We start from the raw sequence: 19,424 nt of genomic DNA on the forward strand, positions 1-19,424 counted from the left end.
AAACAAAGGACTAAAAATTGTCACATATAGGCCGCTACTTCAATACTCTGGAACTGCTCCTTTCCCATCCAGGCGGCCTCGCCCTGTCTGAAATCAGTGAACAGACTCAAGTGGCGATGGCCACGGCTCACCGTATATTGAGCGCCCTGCGGGAAAGAGGCTACGTTTACCAGGACGAGCAGGACCATTACTGCCTGACGCTGAAAATTCCCAGCATGGGCGTGAACTACATCACTGAAACTGGGTTTTCCAGGATCATGCAACCTTTGCTCAACGAACTAGCCAGCGAAACCGGCGAGCATGTTCGCCTGGCGGAAGTTGCAGAGGATCATCTGACTTGGGTACTGCAGGCCACGAAAAATACCAGGGGCCTTCAATACCGCCGCGCCCTAGACGAAAAAATCATTCCCCATACCACTGCGGCAGGCAAAGCATGGCTCTCCACTATGCGTGATGAGCGCGCCATGCGCATTCTCGCCGCCTGGGATATCGAGAATAGCCGAGAATATGCAGGGCCCAACGCACGCGTTTCGATTCGCGACATTTTTGATGACATCGCACTGATTCGCAAAGAGGGGCATGCGGTAGTACGAGAAGAAGGCGAAGTGGGCGTGTGCGTCGTGGCAGTGCCTGTATTCGACCCCTCACGATCAAGCAACTCAGCTCCGGTGGCAACCCTTAGCATCGCCGGCCCCATTGCACGCATGCGCGAGGAAACCTTGGATGCTCATATTGAACACTTGAAACGTTCGGCCAGCAGGGTGGGAGAGTGCTGGTCTCTGTGGACATCTGTCAGCGGGGGAGACTCGTAAGCTGCGCGCTAATGCTCTAACTTGCACCTGGGCCCATTGCGGGCCTCAGGGCTACTGGGGCGACGAGCGATAGAAAGGCAACTACCGAATGTTCCACCCCTTCTCACGCAGATCCTGCACACCTTTGTTCAGTTCATATAAGGCGTTTTCTTCGCGGATGATTTCGAGCACGCAGTTTTCAATACCGCAGGTCGCGTGAACGGCCTCACCCAATCCGATGAAGTCTACCACTCCGGTACCAACTGGATCATGCCCCCACACATCCGTGCCGGTGTCGGACACATGCACAAAGTCGATAGCACTCTGGTAGGCCAGCAAACTCGCTACTGGGTCCTCACCTATGTAAGCAGCGTTGGCGATGTCATAAACGACTCTGACGACATCATCATTGACAGTATCAACAACCTCAGCCAACTCCCGCATCGTAGGGGTGAAGCAATACGGGGTATTTTCTAGCAGCAAGCGCACACCAGCCTGTTTCGCCAGCGGCGTCAGAGCCGCCAGGCTCTCGTACATCCAATCATAAGTCTTTTCGAGCGGTGGAGAAATCATCGGGCGCCGCGTGCCAGGAGATATCACCACCTCCTGGGTATCCCAAGCGACAGCCAGGTCAATCACCGCCTTAATGTGATCAATGCTCTTCTGACGCATGTTGGCGGCGGGACTTGCCAAGTTGACGTCATAGCCGCCGGCATTGAGCGACCTGATCTTGGCATCGTACTGACGCAGACGCACGCTTGCAGCAGAACGCTCTGCAGTCGACATTTCCACCGGCCAGCAATGTGGCGAACTTACGGGCACCTCGAACACACGGTGCCCATGCTCAGAGAGCTGCGCAATTGCATCGATTGCCGTGGATGACCACAGATAAGAAAACGTGCTGATGATCATATCGAAACATCCTTTCAGTTGAGTACTCACCGGAGTGAAACGGGCCATTCATATTATGAATTTTGTAGGCTGACCACTATCGCTTAGAGGAAGACGCGACCATGGATGTATGTGGATGGCGACAGCCGTTGCGCTGTCAAGGTCATTCTGATGGTGAAAAAAACATAACGTAATGGAATTCCATTGTCAATTTGATTGCAAAATTGCACCCGGTTTTGTAGGTTAAGGCTTCCACCTACAACAAAATCTATGTGTGAGGGTTGTTAAATGAGAGCTTTGGTGAGTGGCGGTAGTAGCGGCATCGGTGCTTCGGTATGCCTGAGAATCGCGGAGGCTGCGCTTGCCCGGGGCTCGCAGCCGAAAATTGCCGTTTGTGGGCAAGCCCCAAACGCAACCCAGGATGAAATCGTTCGAAAAATCATGGCTATGGGTGGCGTCGCGATCTCATTGTCTGGTGATCTCGGCGATCCTGCGGTGCCTGACCAACTGGTAGCAGCTGCAGTAGCCGAATTCGGCGGGCTTGACACGCTGGTTGCGAATGCTGGCGTCGCCAGCCCCGGCGCGATCTGCAATTTGTCCATTGAGGATTGGGACGACATGTTCGCCGTCAATCTTCGCGGCGCCTGGCTGCTTGCCAAAGCAAGCTACCCGCATCTTCGCGAGAGCCGAGGCTCAGCGTGCTTTACCTCGTCGATGTCTGGCCAGCTTCCGCACGCCGGCTCTGGCGCCTACAGCCCCACCAAGGCAGCATTAACAATGCTGGCGCAAACTCTCGCTCTGGAGTGGGCACCTGAAGGCATTCGGGTCAATATCGTGTCGCCAGGCATGACACATACACCCATGTCTGAAAAAATGTACGCTGATCCGCAGATCAAGAAAGCACGAGAAGCGATCATTCCACTGGCCAGAATCGGCGAACCGCTAGACATCGCAAACGTGATCGAATTTCTCATTAGCCCGCTAGCCGGCTATGTCACGGGGCAGGATATCTGTGTCGATGGCGGGTTCTCCAAATCGATCCTTAGCCATATTCCAGGTCGCCCAAGCTCCAAATGATTATCACGGCTGTGGATTGAGCCTATACAGAAAGAGTTAAATCCAAACCCTCTACAAGACACTAAAATGGGGCCGTCCGACCTTGCGTTGTGTCGTGCGGCTTCGACCGAAGCTATATCCTCGCGAGCTTCTATTCGCACTTACCTGCGCCTCCTGGCCTTTTAAACCCCTCCCCCTAAAACTCAAGCCCGCCGACCTACTCGGGCGGGGCGGCCTTAGCATCGATGGCGACAACATTTACAAGCAGTTGATCTGCGACGCAGCAGTGGGGGATGGCGGTCGGCAAACAAAGCATCAACCGACCGTCGAGGGGCGCGGGGTCAGCACCTCTGAGCTATTGGCCAGGCCGAGGGCGAGTAACAAAACGAGCTCATCGACTCGCTGAAAAGGTCACCTACTACCGGCGCAAGCGCACCAGCAAGCGCAGAAGAACCCCGGCAAGGAATGAATCAGATATTTCTTCCTGGACAAGTCAGCTAAGCCGAGACCCTTAGGCAGCGATCTGAGCTTGGCTCGACTGAAGTGGGGCGAACTCGAAGCGAAGGCGAGCAGCTAAGGACTTAGTCATGCTGGGGCCGAGGTAGGCAGTTGCTCGACATCTTCGAGAAGGCGCCAATCGACGGGCTCAGACCTACGGACGTATCAGAAGCGCTTCCGAGATAAACCATTCCCAAGAGTGTTCCCACGGGTAGTTTTTCTATGCCCTAAAAACGCAAAAAGCCCTGAATAATCAGGGCTTTGAATATGGCGGAAGCGTAGAGATTCGAACTCTAGGATAGTTGCCCATCGACGGTTTTCAAGACCGTTGCCTTAAACCACTCGGCCACGCTTCCAGCTCGTTTTGCGGCCGCCATAATACCGTAATGAAACACGCTGTCAAACTCTCTGTGTCGCGGGTTGCAGGACGTCTGATAGACTCCTAGCATCTGAACGTCTGAAACCACAGGTTTACCAAGGAGCCTCGCCATGCGCGAACAGGATTACGCCGTACACCACGGCCAGCAGGTCGAGCAGCAGGAGATCAGCAAAGTCCTGCGCAACACGTACAGCCTGCTGGCACTCACCCTCGCCTTCAGCGGTGTCATGGCCTTTGTGGCCCAGCAGATGCGCGTCGGCTACCCGAACGTGTTCGTGGTGCTGATCGGCTTCTACGGGTTGTTCTTCCTCACCAACAAACTGCGTGATTCGGCCTGGGGCCTGGTGTCCACCTTCGCCCTCACTGGCTTCATGGGCTTCATCCTCGGCCCTATTCTCAACCGTTACCTGGGCATGGCCGGTGGCGCTGAAGTGGTCAGCTCGGCATTCGCCATGACCGCACTGGTGTTCGGTGGCCTGTCGTCCTATGTGCTGATCACCCGCAAGGACATGAGCTTCCTCAGCGGCTTCATCACGGCAGGCTTCTTCGTGCTGCTGGGTGCGGTGGTTGCCAGCTTCTTCTTCCAGATCAGCGGCCTGCAACTGGCGATCAGCGCTGGCTTCGTGCTGTTCTCGTCGGTCTGCATTCTGTTCCAGACCAGCGCGATCATCCATGGCGGCGAGCGCAACTACATCATGGCGACCATCAGCCTGTATGTATCGATCTACAACCTGTTCGTCAGCCTGCTGCAGCTGTTCGGCATCATGGGCCGCGACGACTGATACTGCGCCTCATGGAAAAGCCCGCTTCGGCGGGCTTTTTTGTGCGCCAAAGACTGACTTAAAAGTCAGCTTATTGAGCGAATAGACACCGATCATGCCGCCATCGTGCTTGCCACTACCCCAATTGCACTTCAGCCCGTAGAATGCGCTCCTTTTTTCTTCCGGGGCGGCTTTCTGCAATGAGCTCACACGAACACAGCCCAGGCGCATCGGCGCCTGCCAATGAACTGGTGCTGGGTCTTGAGGACAAGCCACGGCTGCTGATCGGCCTGTTGGCGGCGCTGCAGCACCTGCTGGCGATCATCGTGCCGATCGTGACACCTGGCCTGCTGATTTGTCAGGCGCTGGGTGTTTCGGCGCGGGACACCAACCTGATCGTATCCATGTCGCTGGTGATCTCCGGCATCGCCACCTTCGTTCAGTGCAAGCGCTTCGGGCCGTTTGGCGCGGGGTTGCTGATCGTTCAAGGCACCAGCTTCAACTTCGTCGGGCCGCTGATCGCTGGCGGTGCGCTAATGGTCAAGCAAGGCACGCCGGTAGAAGGCGTGATGGCGGCGATTTTTGGCGTGGTGATCGCAGGCTCCTTCGTGGAGATGGGCGTTTCGCGCATCCTGCCGTTCGTCAAACGCCTGATCACGCCACTGGTGACCGGCATCGTCGTGCTGATGATCGGCCTGACCCTGATTAAGGTCGGCCTGATCAGCATGGGCGGCGGCTTTGGCGCGATGGCCAACGGCACCTTCGCCAATGGCGAAAACCTGCTGCTGTCGGGCGTGGTGCTGGCGATCATCGTCATTCTCAACCGCATCCCGGTGGTATGGATGCGCAGCTGCGCTATCGTCATCGCTTTGGCGGTGGGCTATGCGCTCGCGGGCTACCTGGGCCGCCTGGACTTCACCGGCATGCACGAGGCTGCGCTGTTCCAGGTGCCCACGCCGCTGCATTTTGGCCTGAGCTTCTCGTGGGCGCTGTTCATCCCGATGTTGGTGATCTACCTGGTGACGTCGCTGGAAGCCATTGGTGACGTCACCGCCACCAGCAAGGTCTCGCGCCAACCGGTCGAAGGCCCGGTGTGGATGCAGCGGATCAAAGGCGGCGTGCTGGTCAACGGCGCCAACTCGCTGCTGGCCGGCTTGTTCAACACCTTCCCCAGCTCAATCTTCGCCCAGAACAACGGCGTTATTCAGCTGACCGGCATCGCCAGCCGCCATATTGGTATCTGGATCGCCGTGATGCTGGTGCTGTTGGGCCTGTTCCCGTCGGTTGCCGGAGTAATCCAGGCGGTACCAGAGCCAGTACTGGGTGGCGCGGCTATGGTGATGTTCGGCGCGGTAGCGGCCTCGGGTATCAACATCCTGGCCAGCACGCAGCTGGACCGTCGCGCCCTGCTGATCATTGCCGTGTCGCTGGCCTTGGGCCTGGGCGTGGCCCAGGTGCCTGAGTTCCTGGCCCACATGCCGGCGGCAATCCGCAATGTGCTGGAGTCGGGCGTCGCCACCGGCGGTATTTGCGCCCTGGTGCTGAACTGGTTCCTGCCAGAGAGCAAAGAGCGCGCCTGACCCTTCAACGCCTCGCTGAAAAGCCCCCCCCTCTGCACAAGGCTACGAGGTCCTTGTATGAGCGGGGTTGGGCTTTTTTGCTTTATCATGGCGGCATTCCTTTGCATGAGTTGTCCATGAAATTCGCTATCGCGGTTTTTTCCCCGGCCCATGCGCCCTCCTCGCGCCGCGCCCTGCGCTTTGCCGAGGCGGTGCTGGCCGGCGGGCATGAGATTGCCCGGTTGTTCTTCTATCAGGACGGGGTGCACAGTGCCTCGGCCAACGTGGTAACGCCTCAGGATGAGCTGGATGTCGCCGCCCAATGGCGCACTTTCATCGACCACCACCAGTTGGACGCGGTGGTGTGCATTGCCGCTGCATTGCGCCGTGGCGTGCTCGACGAGGCCGAAGCCAGCCGCTATCAACGGCCAGCCGCGAACCTGCCCAAGCCCTGGGAGCTGTCCGGGCTCGGCCAACTGCACGAGGCGGCGCAGAGTGCCGATCGGCTGATCTGCTTCGGAGGCGATTGAAATGGCCAAGTCCTTGTTGATCATCAGCCGCCAGGCACCCTGGAACGGCCCATCGGCCCGTGAGGCGCTGGACATCGCACTGGCCGGTGGCGCGTTCGACCTGCCGCCGGGCATGCTGTTCCTGGACGATGGCGTGTTCCAGCTCGCCCCGGGCCAGCAACCTTCAACTTTGCAACAGAAGAACCTGGCGGCCAACCTGCAGGCTTTGCCGATGTTCGGCGTCGAAGCGCTCTTCGCCTGCAGCCATAGCCTGCGCCAGCGCGGCCTTGCCGCCGACACCCTGGCGCTACCGGTGCAGGTGCTAGACGACGCGGCACTGACCGCATTGATCGCCCGTTTTGACCAGGTGGTAACGCTGTGATGACAACCCTGCATGTAATTGCCCACTCGCCCTTCGGCGACGACCGCCTGGCCAGTTGCCTGCGCCTGCTCGGTGCCGACGATGCACTGCTGCTGTGCGGTGATGCGGTCTATGCACTGCACGCCGGCAGCGAGCCCCAGCGCCTGCTGCAAGCCGCCGCGCTCGAGCAGCGTTTGTTCGCCCTCGAAGAAGACCTGCACGCCCGCGCGGTCGCAAACGACCTGGCCAAGCCTGTGGACTATGCTGCATTCGTCGAGCTGTCGCTGCATTACGACAAGGTCAACAGCTGGCTATGAGTACGCTGAACGTTGGCGATCAAACGATTGCCCTGGACAAAGACGGCTTTCTGGTCGACCTGCACGACTGGTCCCCTGCCGTCGCCGATGCCCTCGCCACACGTGAAGGCATCCCGCTGACCGCTGACCACTGGGAAATCCTCGAGCTGCTGCGCCAGTTCTACCAGGAATTCCAGCTTTCGCCGGCCACACGCCCGCTGATCAAGTACACCGCGCTGAAGCTGGGCCCTGAAAAGGGCAACAGCCCGCACCTGAACCGCCTGTTCAACGGCACTCCTGCCAAACTTGCCGCCAAGCTGGCGGGCCTGCCCAAGCCGACCAACTGCATATGATCGAACCACGCCCGCTCACCCTGGAAACACCCGCCGAACACCCGTTCGCCGAATTCGTGCGCATCCTTGGCAAAGGCAAGCGCGGCGCGCGCGGCCTGACCCGCGAAGAAGCCCGCGCGGCCATGACCTTGCTGCTGGAAGGCAAAGTCGAGGACACCCAGCTCGGCGCCTTCCTCATGCTGCTGCGGCACAAGGAAGAAAGCGCCGATGAACTGGCCGGTTTCACCGAGGCCCTGCGCGCGCACTTGCAAGCGCCGCACATTGCCGTGGACCTGGACTGGCCCACGTACGCGGGCAAGAAGCGCCACCTGCCCTGGTACCTGCTGGCGGCCAAGTGCCTGGCCAACAACGGGGTGCGCATCCTGATGCATGGCGGCGGCGCCCACACCGCCGGGCGCATGTTCACTGAACAACTGCTCGAACAGCTGCAGATTCCGCTGTGCCGCGACTGGACGGCCGTCAGCACCGCGCTCGACCAGCAGCGGCTGGCGTTTTTCCCGTTGCAGGACTGGGCACCCCAGTTGCAACGCATGATTGACCTGCGCAACACCTTGGGCCTGCGCTCGCCAATCCATTCCTTGGCTCGGGTACTGAACCCGCTGGGTGCACGCTGCGGCCTGCAGAGCATCTTCCACCCTGGCTACCAGGCGGTGCACCGTGAAGCTAGCCGCCTGCTCGGCGACCATGCCGTGGTGATCAAGGGCGATGGCGGCGAGATCGAGGTCAATCCCGATGTCATCAGCCATCTCTATGGCACTACAGCGGGCGAGGCCTGGGATGAAGAGTGGCCAGCCCTGAGCGAACGCCGCCATGTCAAACCACCGAGCCTGCAGCCGCAGCAACTGCTCGCCGTGTGGCAGGGCGAAGCCGAAGACAGCTACGGCGAAATGGCCGTGGTCGCCACCATGGCCCTGGCCTTGCGCGGGCTGGGGCAGAACCGTGACGACGCCTTCGCCACAGCGCGTCGCTACTGGAGCGAACGCAACGCATCGATTTAATCGATTAAAGACCCCGAGTCTTTGCGCTATTTATTCGAACGATATTCCCTAGACTGGGCTCCAACGACAAACAACTTTGTTCCAGGAGCTCAACATGGGCCTTTTGATCGACGGCCGCTGGCACGACCAGTGGTATGAAACCGGTAAAGACGGGGCCTTCAAACGCGAAAACGCCCAGCGCCGCAACGCGTTGCCCGCACCCGAGGCCGGCCGTTATCACCTGTACGTGTCGCTGGCTTGCCCATGGGCGCACCGCACCCTGATTTTCCGTGCCCTCAAGGGCCTGTCGCCGCTCATCGATGTGTCGGTGGTGAGCTGGCTGATGCAAGAGAATGGCTGGACCTTCGACCAGCAGCAGGGCTCCACCGGCGACCACCTCGATGCACTCGAATTCCTGCACCAACGCTACACCCAGGATGACCCGCACTACACCGGGCGCGTTACCGTGCCGGTGCTGTGGGACAAAAAAGAGAAGCGTATCGTCAACAACGAATCGGCCGAGATCATCCGCATCTTCAACAGCGCCTTCGACGAGCTGACCGGCAACCGCCTGGACCTCTACCCCGAGCCCTTGCGCCCGGCGATCGAAGCGCTGAACGAACGGATCTACCCCGCGGTGAACAATGGCGTCTACCGCGCAGGCTTCGCCACCACGCAAGAGGCCTACGAGGCCGCGTTTGACGACGTGTTCAATGAGCTGGATTACCTGGAAGACGTGCTGAGCCGCAATCGCTACCTTGCTGGCGAGTACCTCACCGAGGCGGATGTACGACTGTTCACTACGTTGGTGCGCTTTGATGCGGTGTACCACGGGCACTTCAAGTGCAACCTGCGACGCCTGAGCGACTACCACAACCTGTCAAACTGGCTGCGCGAAGTGTACCAGTGGCCGGGGGTGGCGCAGACGGTGGATATGGAGCATATCCAGAAGCATTACTACATGAGCCACAAGACCATCAACCCGAATGGGATCGTGCCTAAAGGGCCATTGCAGGACTTTGGTGTGGCGCATGATCGGGAGCGGTTGGCGGGCCAGGGGATCTGGGTTAACCGGTGACACAGCGGGGCTGCTTTGCAGCCCTTCGCAGCACAAGGCTGCTCCTACAGGTCCGGCGCACGCCTGTGTAGGAGCAGCCTTGTGCTGCGAAGGGCCGCAAAGCGGCCCCACCCGTTTCAGCTATGTTGCGAACCTTCAAACCACGCCAGCTTCTCACGCAACTGCACCACTTCCCCAACAATCACCAGGGTCGGCGCATGCACTTCATGCTGGGCGACAAGCGCCGGCAAATCCGCCAGGGTGCCCGTAAACACCCGTTGATTGCGCGTAGTGCCTTGCTGCACCAGCGCCGCTGGCGTACTGGCCGCACGCCCATGACGAATCAGTTCGGCGCAAATGGTCGGCAAGCCCACCAACCCCATGTAGAACACCAGGGTTTGCGCCGGTGCCACCAGGTCATCCCAAGGCAAATTGCTGGTGCCATCCTTGAGGTGCCCAGTCACGAAGCGCACCGATTGGGCGTAGTCGCGATGGGTCAGCGGGATGCCGCCATAGGCTGAACAACCACTGGCCGCGGTAATGCCGGGCACCACCTGGAAGGGGATGCCCTGCTCGGCCAGCTGTTCGATCTCCTCGCCACCACGGCCAAAGATGAACGGATCGCCACCCTTGAGGCGCAGCACGCGCTTGCCCTGCTTGGCCAAGTCGACCAGCAGGCGGTTGATCTGGTCCTGCGGCACGGCATGGTCAGCGCGTCGCTTGCCGACGTAGATACGCTCGGCATCACGCCGGCACATGTCGATGATGGCCGGGGCCACCAGGCGGTCGTACAGCACCACATCGGCCTGCTGCATCAGGCGCAAGGCGCGGAAGGTCAACAAGTCCGGATCGCCCGGCCCTGCCCCGACCAGATACACCTCACCGCCCTGCTGCACCGGCGCGCCATCGACCATGGCCTGCAACAGGCGTTCGGCCTCGGCACCCTGCCCGGCCAGCTGACGCTCGGCAATCGGGCCCTGGAAGACATTTTCCCAAAAGCCGCGACGCTGGTTGACGTCTGGGTACAGGCGTTTGACCTGGTGCCGGAACCGCGCCGCCAGCCCGGCCAGTTCGCCGTAGGCCGAAGGGATCCACGCTTCCAGCTTGGCGCGAATCAAACGCGCCAGCACGGGCGCATCACCCCCACTGGAGACTGCCACCACCAACGGCGAGCGGTCGACGATGGCCGGGAAGATCACCGTGCACAGGGCCGGCGCGTCCACCACGTTGACCGGCAGGTTGAGCGCCTGGGCATCGGCCGACACCTGGGCGTTCAGCCCAGCGTCATCAGTGGCCGCGATCACCAGCCGGCAACCGACCAGGTCGGGCGCCTGATAGCCGCGCACCAAGACCTCACCGCCACCTTCCCGGGCCAGTGCGGCCAGTTGGCCGTCAACCTCGGGCGCCACCACGCGCAGCGCGGCGCCGGCATCCGCCAGCAGGCGTGCTTTGCGCAAGGCAATTTCACCGCCGCCGACGACCAGTACCCGGCCGCCCTGCAGCTTGTGGAACAGTGGCAGGTAATCCATTTAGCGGATGACCTCGACACCACCCATGTACGGCTTGAGCACCTCAGGCACACGGATCGAACCGTCGGCCTGCTGGTAGTTCTCCAATACCGCCACCAGGGTGCGGCCTACTGCCAGGCCAGAACCGTTGAGGGTATGCACCAGCTCTGGTTTGCCGGTTTCCGGGTTGCGCCAGCGGGCTTGCATGCGACGCGCCTGGAAATCACCGCAGTTGGAGCAGGAGCTGATCTCGCGGTACTTGTCCTGGCTCGGTACCCACACTTCCAGGTCGTAGGTTTTCACCGCACCGAAGCCCATGTCGCCGGTGCACAGCGCCAGTACCCGGTAGGGCAGTTCCAACAGCTGCAGCACGCGCTCGGCGTTGCCGGTCAGGCCTTCGAGGGCTTCCATCGACTTGGATGGCTCGACTACCTGGACCATTTCGACCTTGTCGAACTGGTGCTGGCGGATCATGCCACGGGTGTCACGGCCCGATGCGCCGGCTTCACTGCGGAAGCAAGGCGTGTGGGCGACCAGCTTGAGCGGCAGTTGCTTGGCATCGAGGATTTCACCGGCAACCAAGTTGGTCAGCGAAACCTCGGCGGTTGGGATCAGGTAGAAGTCAGCCTCGCCTTCGCGGCTGATCTTGAACAGGTCTTCCTCGAACTTCGGCAGCTGGCCGGTGCCCTGCAGGGCCGGCGCTTGTACCAGGTACGGGGTGTAGTGCTCTTCGTAGCCGTGCTCACCGGTGTGCAGGTTGATCATGAACTGCGCCAGGGCGCGGTGCAGACGGGCAATCGGGCCACGCAGCACGGCAAAGCGGGCGCCGGACAGCTTGGCTGCCGCTTCGAAGTCCAGGCCACCGCTGATTTCGCCCAGGGCGACGTGGTCTTTGATTTCGAAGTCGAAGGCCTTAGGGGTGCCCCAGCGGCGTACTTCAACGTTGTCGTCTTCGCTGGCACCAACCGGCACGCTGGCGTCCGGCAGGTTAGGAATGGTCAGCAGGATGCCATCCAGCTCAGCCTGGATGCCGTCCAGCTCGACTTTGCCTGCGGCCAGCTCATTGGCCATGCGCTCGACGTCGGCCATCAGCGGCGCGATATCTTCGCCCTTGGCCTTGGCCTGGCCGATGGACTTGGAACGGGCGTTACGCTCGGCCTGCAGTTGCTCGGTGCGCGTCTGCACGGCCTTGCGGCGCTCTTCCAGTGATTCGATGCGCGCGACATCCAGGCTGAAGCCACGGGAGGCCAGGCGATCCGCCACTTCCTGAAGTTGGCCGCGTAACAGTTTGGAATCGAGCATATCGTTCTCTCGTTATGTGTAGGTGTTGGTTCAGAATCGGGTCAAGGACAGGCCAGCCCAGGTCGCGAGCAGCCCGCCCACCACGCTGATACCGGTATAGCCCAAAGCCAGGGGCATCTGCCCGCTTTCCATGAGGCGTACGGTATCGAGCGAAAAGGAGGAAAACGTGGTTAAGCCGCCCAGGAAGCCGACGATCAGGCCCGCGCGCAGCTCGACCGGGACCATGGGCTTGTGCAAAAACAGGCCATACAGCAGGCCGATCAACAGGCAGCCGATCAAATTGACCGCCAGCGTACCGAGATAGAAGTGCCGTGGCCAGTGGGCAACCACCCAGTTCGTGGTGGCGAAGCGCAGTAACGTGCCGGCGATGCCGCCTGCACTGACGGCGGCGATCAATGCAATCACGGTTTTCTCCGTTGCCGGGGGCTGCTGCGATCCAGCTCGGCCAGGTGCCGTAGCTTCTCGCCGATTTTCAGCTCCAGGCCACGGGGTACGGGTTGGTAATACTGGCGGGGCTCAAGCTGATCGGGGAAGTAATCCTCGCCCGCAGCGTAGGCATCGGGCTCGTCATGGGCATAGCGGTATTCGTCGCCGTAGCCCAATTGCTTCATCAACTTGGTCGGGGCGTTACGCAGGTGCAGCGGCACTTCCAGCGAACCATGCTCGGCCGCCTCGCGCAGGGCAGTCTTGAAGCCCATGTACACCGCATTGCTCTTTGGCGCACAGGCGATATAGGTGATGGCCTGGGCCACGGCCAGCTCACCCTCGGGGCTGCCCAGGCGCTCTTGCACGTCCCACGCCGACAGGCACAGGCTCAGGGCACGCGGGTCGGCGTTGCCGATGTCTTCGCTGGCCATGCGCACCACGCGGCGGGCGATGTACAGCGGGTCGCACCCTCCATCGAGCATGCGCGCGAACCAATACAGCGCGGCATCGGGGTTGGAGCCACGCACCGACTTGTGCAACGCCGAGATCTGGTCATAGAACGCCTCGCCGCCCTTATCGAAGCGCCGACGGCTGTCACCGAGCAGGCTTTGCAGCAGCTCGACGCCAATTTCGCTGCCATCTTCAGCCAGGTCCGAGGCGTTTTCGAGAAAGTTGAGCATGCGCCGGCCATCGCCGTCGGCGGCAGCCATGAGCATCTTGAAGGCCTCGTCGCCCACCTGCAGGTTGTGCTTGCCCAGGCCGCGCTCTTCGCTCAAGGCACGATCGACGAGCTTGCGCAGCGCCGGCTCGTCCAAGCTCTTGAGCACGTACACCCGCGCGCGCGAAAGCAACGCATTGTTGAGCTCGAAGGACGGGTTTTCGGTGGTGGCACCAATGAAGATCAGCGTGCCGTCTTCCACGTAGGGCAAAAAGGCGTCCTGCTGCGACTTGTTGAAGCGGTGCACTTCGTCGACGAACAGGATGGTGCGGCGGCCATACTGGGCCGCCTGCTGCTTGGCCACCTCGACCGCCTGGCGAATCTCCTTGACCCCTGCCAGTACCGCCGAGACCGTTTCGAAGTGCGCGTCACAGAACTGCGCCAACAGCCGCGCCAAGGTGGTCTTGCCCACCCCGGGCGGCCCCCAGAAGATCATCGAGTGCAACGCCCCCTGCTCCAGCGCTTCGCGCAGCGGCTTGCCGCGCGCCAGCAGGTGCTCCTGGCCAACGTACTCGTCCAGGTTGGACGGGCGCAGGCGAGCAGCCAGGGGCTGGGCGACGGGTTCGCTTCGAAACAGGTCCATCACGGGCTCCGGTTACTCCTGGATGATATCCGCGCCTTTCGGGACATCGAACTTGAACTTGCTGTCAGGCACTGCCTGGTTGGCCTTCACCCCACTGAACAGGATGTTGGTCCGCTGGCCGACGCTGTCGATCAGCTGCATGTCATTGATCAGGCCCTTGCGGAACGACACGCGCAGGGAGTCGAACAAGGTGTCCTTGGTTTTCGGCTTCAAGGTGAAATCCATGACTTCGCCCTGCTCCTTGGACGCGATGTCGAAGCTTTGGCTGATCTTCGACACGTCACCGGACAGCAGCAGCGCCGGGGTCTGGTTCAGGCGTACATCAAGCTTCTTGATGGTGGCCTGCTCAAGGTCCGGGTCCCACAGGGTGACCATCTTGCCATCAGACACCACCACCTGCTCCTGCGGGGCATCGGTGTGCCAGTAGAACAGGCCCGGGCGCTTGACGGTCATCTGGCCCTTGGTCTCCTGCAGGCTGGTGCCATCGGCACCCAGCGTCAGCTGAGAGAAATTGGCATCGATCGTCTGCGACTTTTCCAGCAACTGGGTCAGGCGCTTCACGTCCAACTCGCCGGCATGGGCCGACACAGAGCCCATGGCCAGGGCAGAAACCAACAGCATGCGAATCGCGCGCATGGAAATCCTCGTAGGACAGTAAATGAGCCAGGCGCCCAGCAGGCGCCCGGCAAGGTGTTCATCAATCGCGCGGGCCGCCTGGGGCTATCACTTCCCGCGAGCCGTTGCTGTTCATCGGGGTGACCACGCCGGCCATCTCCATTGCCTCGATCATGCGTGCGGCACGGTTGTAGCCGATCTTCAGCTTGCGCTGCACAGCGGAAATGGAGGCACGGCGGCTCTCGAGCACGAACTGCACGGCTTCATCATACAGTGCATCGCTTTCCGAATCGTCGCCGTCACCACCACCGCCGCCGCCTTCGAAGCCGCTGCCGGCCTCTTCGACGCCGTTGAGGATGTCGTCGTTGTAGTCCGGCGCACCACGCAGCTTCCAGGCTTCCACCACGCGGTGCACTTCGTCATCGGAAACGAACGCACCGTGCACGCGGATCGGCAGGCTGGTACCGGGCGGCATGTACAGCATGTCACCGTGACCGAGCAACTGCTCGGCGCCACCCTGGTCGATGATGGTGCGGGAGTCGATCTTGCTCGACACCTGGAACGCCATGCGCGTCGGGATGTTGGCCTTGATCAGGCCGGTGATGACGTCAACCGACGGGCGCTGGGTGGCGAGGATCAGGTGAATACCGGCGGCCCGCGCTTTCTGGGCGATACGGGCGATCAGTTCTTCGACCTTCTTGCCGACGATCATCATCATGTCGGCGAATTCGTCGACCACCACCACGATGGTCGGCAGGGTCTTCAGCGCGGGTGGCTCGTCGTCCATGCTCTCGCGACGGTACAGCGGGTCGTGGATGACCTCGCCGGCCTCCTGAGCGTCCTTGATCTTGCGGTTGAAGCCGCCCAGGTTACGCACGCCCATCGCGGCCATCAGCTTGTAGCGCCGCTCCATCTCGGCGACGCTCCAGCGCAGCGCGTTGGCGGCGTCCTTCATGTCGGTGACCACCGGGCACAACAGGTGCGGGATGCCTTCGTAGATCGACAGTTCGAGCATCTTCGGGTCGATCATGATCAGCCGCGCGTCTTCCGGGCCAGACTTGAACAGGATCGACAGGATCATCGCGTTCACACCCACCGACTTACCAGAACCGGTAGTACCGGCCACCAGCAGGTGCGGCATCTTGGCCAGGTCGGTGATCACCGGTTTGCCACCGATGTCATGGCCCAAGGCCAATGCAACCGGCGACTTGGACTCGTCGAACTGCGGCGACGACAGCACTTCAGAGAAGCGCACCATCTGCCGGTTTTCGTTAGGGATCTCGATACCCACGGTGGTCTTGCCCGGGATCACCTCGACCACGCGCACACTGGTCACCGCCAGCGAGCGCGCCAGGTCCTTGGCCAGGTTGGCGATACGGCTGACCTTGACCCCTGCCGCGGGCTGGATTTCGTAGCGGGTAATGACCGGGCCTGGGTGGATGGAGTCCACCGAGACTTCCACGCCGAATTCTTTGAGCTTGATTTCCAGCAACTGGCCAACACCGGCCAGGGATTCTGGCGAGTACTCGATCTTTTTCTGCTCGGCCGGATCGAGAATGGAGATCGACGGCAACGTGCCTTCCACAGCGCTGTCGACGAACAGCGGGGTCTGTTTTTCCTTCATCACCCGCTTGCTCGGCTCCGGCGCCTTGGCCGGGGCTGGCGGGATGATCACTGGCGCCGCAGGTTGCTCGCGGGGCACCACTGTCTCGCGCGCCACCACGGGTTCGCGTGTCGGGGCAGGCCGGGCGGGCGCCTCTTCGCGCTCGACGCTACGCTCACGCAGCTGAGGCTTGACCGGCTCGCGCTTCTGCGCAGCCGCTGGCGCGGTGTTGAAACTCGGTTCATCCACCTCACGCAATTGCGCCTCCAGGCGCTTGCGCTCGTTGCGGGCTTCCCACCAGCGGTTGGCGGCGCCTTGCACCAGCTCGAACAGGTCGAGGGTGATCTTGCCGGTAAGGTCCATCACTTTGAACCAGGACAGGTCGGTGAACACCGTCAGGCCAAACAGGAACAGGGCAATGAACATCAACGTGCTGCCCTGCACGTTCAACAGGCTGCGCGCCAGTTCGCCCAGACTTTCGCCGAGGGCACCGCCCGCGGAGAACGGAATGCTCGCCGGCGGGTGGAAATGGATATGCGCCAGGGCTGCGCCCGACAGCACCAGGAACACCAGCCCGATCAGGCGCCAGGAGAACAGCCAGCCGCTCCACTCCCAGGGTTGGTGGCGCTCGCGGAAGATCTGCCAGGTCTTGATCGCCAGCAGCAGCGGGAAGATGTAGGCGAAATAGCCCAGCACCATGAACAGGATGTCGGCGAAGTAGGCCCCTGCTCGCCCGGCGGCGTTTTGCACCTGGTCAATGTTGCTGGTGTGGCTGAAGCCAGGGTCGGAAGTGTCGTAGGTCAGCAGCGCCATCCACAGGTACAGGCACAGGGCGCCGACAGCGATCAACGCACCTTCCTTGAGACGATAGTGCAGCTGCTGCCGCCACATAGGCACTGGCAAGGGAGCTGGAGTTGCGGTGGATTTCTTCAAAACGCGTCTATTCCTGCGCGTGCTGCGCGTCCAATAGTGATCGGCCGGTGTCTGGCCAATGAACCACTACTTTTAACATTACTGCCCGCCAGCCGCCATGGCGGCGCGCCGCACATGGGCTTGAGGGGGCTGCTTTCACTTAGCTGCAATTTGAGCATGCATTTTCTTTTGTGACAAAGGCTTATGCTGTGTTTTTGCACAGGTGTGACAGCAAATGTCTCGGATGGTGCCTGAGGCCTCATGAATGTGTAGGAAAATGCCTAAAGGGCTGCCTGCGCTACGGCGAATGAACCGCAGTGATTGACCCTGCTTTTCAGCCACGCCATGCTGACCACCCCCCTCCCCCACCGCACGATAGACCATGCTTACCTGGCTGACCCGCGACTCGCTGACCTTTCCGCCCCTGGAAAAGGCCCTGCACGAACCCAACGGCTTGCTCGCCGCCGGCGGCGACCTGAGCCCCGAGCGCCTGGTGCAGGCCTATCGCCACGGCTGCTTCCCCTGGTACCAGGACGGCCAGCCGATCCTCTGGTGGTCACCCAACCCTCGCACCGTGCTGCTGCCAGACGAACTGCACGTCTCGCGCTCGCTGACCAAGTTCATGCGACAGGGCCATTACCAGGTCAGTTTCGACACCGACTTCGCCGGCGTGATCGCCGCCTGCGCCGCGCCGCGTGACTACGCCGACGGCACCTGGATCACCGACACCCTGCGCGCGGCCTACTGCGAGCTGCACCGGCTTGGCTACGCCCATTCGGTGGAGGTGCGCCAGGACGGTGAGCTGGTCGGCGGCCTGTACGGCCTGGCCATGGGCCGCCTGTTCTTCGGCGAATCGATGTTCAGCCGCGCCGACAATGCCTCCAAGGTCGGCTTCGTGACGCTGGTCGCACACCTGCGCCAGGCCGGTTTTGTGCTGATCGACTGCCAGATGCCGACCAACCACCTGCACAGCCTGGGCGCGCGCGCCATCAGCCGCGCCGACTTTGCCGACTACCTGGCCCGCTACCTCGACCAGCCCAACAGCGCCACCTGGGTTCCCTAGGCGAGTTCTCAGAGCTGGCTTACACTTAAGGCAAAGTCTCACCGAAGGGGTTGATCATGACAGAGTTGGCGCGGTTGAAGTTTTATGCCACTCAACCCCACTCCTGCAGCTACCTGCCCGAGGAGCAGGCAACCACGCTGTTTCTCGACCCCAGCCAGCCAATGGACGTGAACGTGTACGCCGACCTGTCGGAGATGGGTTTTCGGCGCAGTGGCGATCACCTGTACCGCCCCCATTGCCAAAACTGCAACGCCTGTGTGCCAGCACGCATTCCGGCGGCGCGCTTCATCCCCAACCGCCAGCAACGGCGCATTCTCAAGCGCAACGCCGACTTGACCGTGACCGCCGCACGCCCGGCGTTCAAGGAAGAGTATTTCGACCTGTACCGGCGCTACATCGAAACCCGTCATGCCGACGGCGACATGTACCCGCCCAGCCGTGATCAGTTTTCCACCTTCCTGGTACGTGACCTGCCCTTCTGCTGGTTCTACGAGTTCCGCCTGGCAGGGCGCCTGCTGGCGGTGGCGGTATGCGACCTGCTGCCCAACGGCTTGTCGGCGGTCTACACCTTCTACGAGCCCGATGAAGAGCGCCGCAGCCTGGGCCGTTTCGCCATCCTCTGGCAGATCACCGAAGCCCTTCGGCAGAACCTGGAGGCGGTTTACCTCGGGTACTGGATCAAGAACTGCAAGAAGATGAACTACAAGACCCAGTATCGCCCCATCGAGCTGCTGATCAACCAGCGCTGGGTCACCCTCAACTGAAAGCATTGGCTTGAAATACTATTTTCCGGCATAATCCACGCCACTTTTTTGCCCGGTGCGGTTATGCGTCGGGCCAACACTGGACACCGAGGGCTCAACTGCATGTCGAAAGAAGACAGCTTCGAAATGGAAGGTACTGTCGTCGACACCCTGCCCAACACCATGTTCCGCGTGGAGTTGGAAAACGGGCACGTCGTAACCGCGCACATCTCCGGAAAGATGCGCAAGAACTACATCCGTATTCTCACTGGCGACAAGGTCCGCGTCGAACTGACACCTTACGACCTGAGCAAAGGCCGCATCACGTATCGTGCGCGCTAAGCCCAAGCCATGAAAAAGCCCGGCCAAGTGCCGGGCTTTTTTGTGCCTGCAAGAATGGTTGGGGCTGCTTTGCAGCCCATTCGCAGCGCAAGGCTGCTCCTACCTGGGAATGTGACACCCT

General features: G+C 61.2%; 20 protein-coding genes and 1 tRNA gene. 13 read left to right on the forward strand and 8 right to left on the reverse strand.

The window, feature by feature from the left end; translation table 11 throughout:
- Nucleotides 1-17 precede the first annotated feature (17 nt).
- The gene (locus tag OO306_RS04900; RefSeq protein ID WP_265967901.1) at nucleotides 18-812 is read left to right on the forward strand and encodes an IclR family transcriptional regulator; all 795 of its coding nucleotides are present in this window, start codon (nucleotides 18-20) and stop codon (nucleotides 810-812) included.
- An 81-nt stretch (nucleotides 813-893) separates the two neighbouring features.
- On the opposite strand, the gene OO306_RS04905 is transcribed toward OO306_RS04900, so the two are convergent.
- Nucleotides 894-1,703 (reverse strand): sugar phosphate isomerase/epimerase, encoded by an 810-nt coding sequence (locus OO306_RS04905; protein WP_099454722.1) that lies wholly within the window; start codon nucleotides 1,701-1,703, stop codon nucleotides 894-896.
- A gap of 267 nt (nucleotides 1,704-1,970) precedes the next feature.
- Here OO306_RS04905 and OO306_RS04910 point away from each other — a divergent pair, with 267 nt between their 5' ends.
- Nucleotides 1,971-2,759 carry an SDR family NAD(P)-dependent oxidoreductase gene (locus OO306_RS04910; RefSeq protein WP_099428822.1) on the forward strand — a complete coding sequence of 263 codons (789 nt, stop codon included), beginning with the start codon at nucleotides 1,971-1,973 and terminating at the stop codon, nucleotides 2,757-2,759.
- Between the two features lie 745 nt (nucleotides 2,760-3,504).
- Here the strand turns inward: OO306_RS04910 and OO306_RS04915 are convergent.
- A tRNA-Ser gene (locus OO306_RS04915) sits at nucleotides 3,505-3,592 on the reverse strand.
- A gap of 133 nt (nucleotides 3,593-3,725) precedes the next feature.
- Here OO306_RS04915 and OO306_RS04920 point away from each other — a divergent pair.
- From OO306_RS04920 to OO306_RS04955, 8 genes are all read left to right on the forward strand, one after another.
- Nucleotides 3,726-4,397, forward strand: a complete 672-nt coding sequence (locus OO306_RS04920) for a Bax inhibitor-1/YccA family protein (RefSeq protein ID WP_265967902.1) — start codon at nucleotides 3,726-3,728, stop codon at nucleotides 4,395-4,397.
- Nucleotides 4,398-4,576: 179 nt separating this feature from the next.
- Nucleotides 4,577-5,956, forward strand: a complete 1,380-nt coding sequence (locus tag OO306_RS04925; RefSeq protein ID WP_033696754.1) for a nucleobase:cation symporter-2 family protein — start codon at nucleotides 4,577-4,579, stop codon at nucleotides 5,954-5,956.
- A 116-nt stretch (nucleotides 5,957-6,072) separates the two neighbouring features.
- Entirely contained in the window at nucleotides 6,073-6,465 is a 393-nt protein-coding gene (gene tusD / locus OO306_RS04930) for a sulfurtransferase complex subunit TusD (protein ID WP_099428820.1), read from the forward strand.
- Between the two features lies 1 nt (nucleotide 6,466).
- A complete protein-coding gene (gene tusC / locus OO306_RS04935) occupies nucleotides 6,467-6,826 on the forward strand; it encodes a sulfurtransferase complex subunit TusC (protein ID WP_265967903.1) in 360 nt (119 codons plus the stop codon).
- Nucleotides 6,826-7,122, forward strand: a complete 297-nt coding sequence (gene tusB / locus OO306_RS04940) for a sulfurtransferase complex subunit TusB (RefSeq protein WP_265967904.1) — start codon at nucleotides 6,826-6,828, stop codon at nucleotides 7,120-7,122. Before tusC ends, tusB begins: the two co-directional genes overlap by 1 nt.
- The gene (locus OO306_RS04945; RefSeq protein WP_027592724.1) at nucleotides 7,119-7,454 is read left to right on the forward strand and encodes a TusE/DsrC/DsvC family sulfur relay protein; all 336 of its coding nucleotides are present in this window, start codon (nucleotides 7,119-7,121) and stop codon (nucleotides 7,452-7,454) included. The genes tusB and OO306_RS04945 overlap by 4 nt, the downstream gene beginning before the upstream one ends.
- Complete coding sequence (locus OO306_RS04950) at nucleotides 7,451-8,452, forward strand: glycosyl transferase family protein (RefSeq protein WP_265967905.1); 1,002 nt, start codon at nucleotides 7,451-7,453, stop codon at nucleotides 8,450-8,452. Before OO306_RS04945 ends, OO306_RS04950 begins: the two co-directional genes overlap by 4 nt.
- A 94-nt stretch (nucleotides 8,453-8,546) precedes the next feature.
- Nucleotides 8,547-9,509 carry a glutathione S-transferase family protein gene (locus tag OO306_RS04955; protein WP_099428817.1) on the forward strand — a complete coding sequence of 321 codons (963 nt, stop codon included), beginning with the start codon at nucleotides 8,547-8,549 and terminating at the stop codon, nucleotides 9,507-9,509.
- A 116-nt stretch (nucleotides 9,510-9,625) separates the two neighbouring features.
- Here OO306_RS04955 and cysG read toward each other — a convergent pair whose 3' ends face one another.
- The 6 genes from cysG to OO306_RS04985 form a co-directional block, all read right to left on the reverse strand.
- Complete coding sequence (gene cysG / locus OO306_RS04960; RefSeq protein ID WP_027592727.1) at nucleotides 9,626-11,017, reverse strand: siroheme synthase CysG; 1,392 nt, start codon at nucleotides 11,015-11,017, stop codon at nucleotides 9,626-9,628.
- Nucleotides 11,018-12,298: a serine--tRNA ligase gene (gene serS, locus OO306_RS04965; RefSeq protein ID WP_085273003.1), complete on the reverse strand. Its 1,281-nt coding sequence runs from the start codon at nucleotides 12,296-12,298 to the stop codon at nucleotides 11,018-11,020.
- A 30-nt stretch (nucleotides 12,299-12,328) separates the two neighbouring features.
- A complete protein-coding gene (gene crcB / locus OO306_RS04970) occupies nucleotides 12,329-12,703 on the reverse strand; it encodes a fluoride efflux transporter CrcB (protein WP_085273002.1) in 375 nt (124 codons plus the stop codon).
- Nucleotides 12,700-14,025, reverse strand: coding sequence for a replication-associated recombination protein A (locus OO306_RS04975; protein WP_085273001.1), 1,326 nt, complete (start codon nucleotides 14,023-14,025; stop codon nucleotides 12,700-12,702). The genes crcB and OO306_RS04975 overlap by 4 nt, the downstream gene beginning before the upstream one ends.
- Before the next feature lie 12 nt (nucleotides 14,026-14,037).
- Nucleotides 14,038-14,661, reverse strand: coding sequence for an outer membrane lipoprotein chaperone LolA (gene lolA, locus OO306_RS04980; protein WP_027592731.1), 624 nt, complete (start codon nucleotides 14,659-14,661; stop codon nucleotides 14,038-14,040).
- Nucleotides 14,662-14,722: 61 nt separating this feature from the next.
- A complete protein-coding gene (locus OO306_RS04985; RefSeq protein WP_172960345.1) occupies nucleotides 14,723-17,134 on the reverse strand; it encodes a DNA translocase FtsK in 2,412 nt (803 codons plus the stop codon).
- Between the two features lie 403 nt (nucleotides 17,135-17,537).
- Here OO306_RS04985 and aat point away from each other — a divergent pair, with 403 nt between their 5' ends.
- The 3 genes from aat (at nucleotide 17,538) to infA (ending at nucleotide 19,303) form a co-directional block, all read left to right on the forward strand.
- Nucleotides 17,538-18,218, forward strand: coding sequence for a leucyl/phenylalanyl-tRNA--protein transferase (gene aat, locus OO306_RS04990; protein ID WP_265967906.1), 681 nt, complete (start codon nucleotides 17,538-17,540; stop codon nucleotides 18,216-18,218).
- A gap of 56 nt (nucleotides 18,219-18,274) precedes the next feature.
- Nucleotides 18,275-18,982, forward strand: coding sequence for an arginyltransferase (locus tag OO306_RS04995; RefSeq protein ID WP_027592734.1), 708 nt, complete (start codon nucleotides 18,275-18,277; stop codon nucleotides 18,980-18,982).
- A gap of 102 nt (nucleotides 18,983-19,084) precedes the next feature.
- Entirely contained in the window at nucleotides 19,085-19,303 is a 219-nt protein-coding gene (gene infA, locus OO306_RS05000; protein ID WP_002553999.1) for a translation initiation factor IF-1, read from the forward strand.
- The last annotated feature ends 121 nt before the right edge of the window (nucleotides 19,304-19,424 follow it).

The sequence above is a fragment of the Pseudomonas sp. DCB_AW genome, assembly GCF_026240895.1.
GTDB lineage: Bacteria > Pseudomonadota > Gammaproteobacteria > Pseudomonadales > Pseudomonadaceae > Aquipseudomonas > Aquipseudomonas kermanshahensis.

Bases quoted from the DNA above. Each gene is read 5' to 3' on its own strand.
- OO306_RS04905 (WP_099454722.1), bottom strand. From the start codon at position 1,703: ATGATCATCAGCACGTTTTCTTATCTGTGGTCATCCACGGCAATCGAT.
- OO306_RS04910 (WP_099428822.1), top strand. From the start codon at position 1,971: ATGAGAGCTTTGGTGAGTGGCGGTAGTAGCGGCATCGGTGCTTCGGTA.
- OO306_RS04920 (WP_265967902.1), top strand. From the start codon at position 3,726: ATGCGCGAACAGGATTACGCCGTACACCACGGCCAGCAGGTCGAGCAG.
- OO306_RS04925 (WP_033696754.1), top strand. From the start codon at position 4,577: ATGAGCTCACACGAACACAGCCCAGGCGCATCGGCGCCTGCCAATGAA.
- tusD (WP_099428820.1), top strand. From the start codon at position 6,073: ATGAAATTCGCTATCGCGGTTTTTTCCCCGGCCCATGCGCCCTCCTCG.
- tusC (WP_265967903.1), top strand. From the start codon at position 6,467: ATGGCCAAGTCCTTGTTGATCATCAGCCGCCAGGCACCCTGGAACGGC.
- tusB (WP_265967904.1), top strand. From the start codon at position 6,826: ATGACAACCCTGCATGTAATTGCCCACTCGCCCTTCGGCGACGACCGC.
- OO306_RS04945 (WP_027592724.1), top strand. From the start codon at position 7,119: ATGAGTACGCTGAACGTTGGCGATCAAACGATTGCCCTGGACAAAGAC.
- OO306_RS04950 (WP_265967905.1), top strand. From the start codon at position 7,451: ATGATCGAACCACGCCCGCTCACCCTGGAAACACCCGCCGAACACCCG.
- OO306_RS04955 (WP_099428817.1), top strand. From the start codon at position 8,547: ATGGGCCTTTTGATCGACGGCCGCTGGCACGACCAGTGGTATGAAACC.
- cysG (WP_027592727.1), bottom strand. From the start codon at position 11,017: ATGGATTACCTGCCACTGTTCCACAAGCTGCAGGGCGGCCGGGTACTG.
- serS (WP_085273003.1), bottom strand. From the start codon at position 12,298: ATGCTCGATTCCAAACTGTTACGCGGCCAACTTCAGGAAGTGGCGGAT.
- OO306_RS04975 (WP_085273001.1), bottom strand. From the start codon at position 14,025: ATGGACCTGTTTCGAAGCGAACCCGTCGCCCAGCCCCTGGCTGCTCGC.
- lolA (WP_027592731.1), bottom strand. From the start codon at position 14,661: ATGCGCGCGATTCGCATGCTGTTGGTTTCTGCCCTGGCCATGGGCTCT.
- OO306_RS04985 (WP_172960345.1), bottom strand. From the start codon at position 17,134: ATGTGGCGGCAGCAGCTGCACTATCGTCTCAAGGAAGGTGCGTTGATC.
- aat (WP_265967906.1), top strand. From the start codon at position 17,538: ATGCTTACCTGGCTGACCCGCGACTCGCTGACCTTTCCGCCCCTGGAA.
- OO306_RS04995 (WP_027592734.1), top strand. From the start codon at position 18,275: ATGACAGAGTTGGCGCGGTTGAAGTTTTATGCCACTCAACCCCACTCC.
- infA (WP_002553999.1), top strand. From the start codon at position 19,085: ATGTCGAAAGAAGACAGCTTCGAAATGGAAGGTACTGTCGTCGACACC.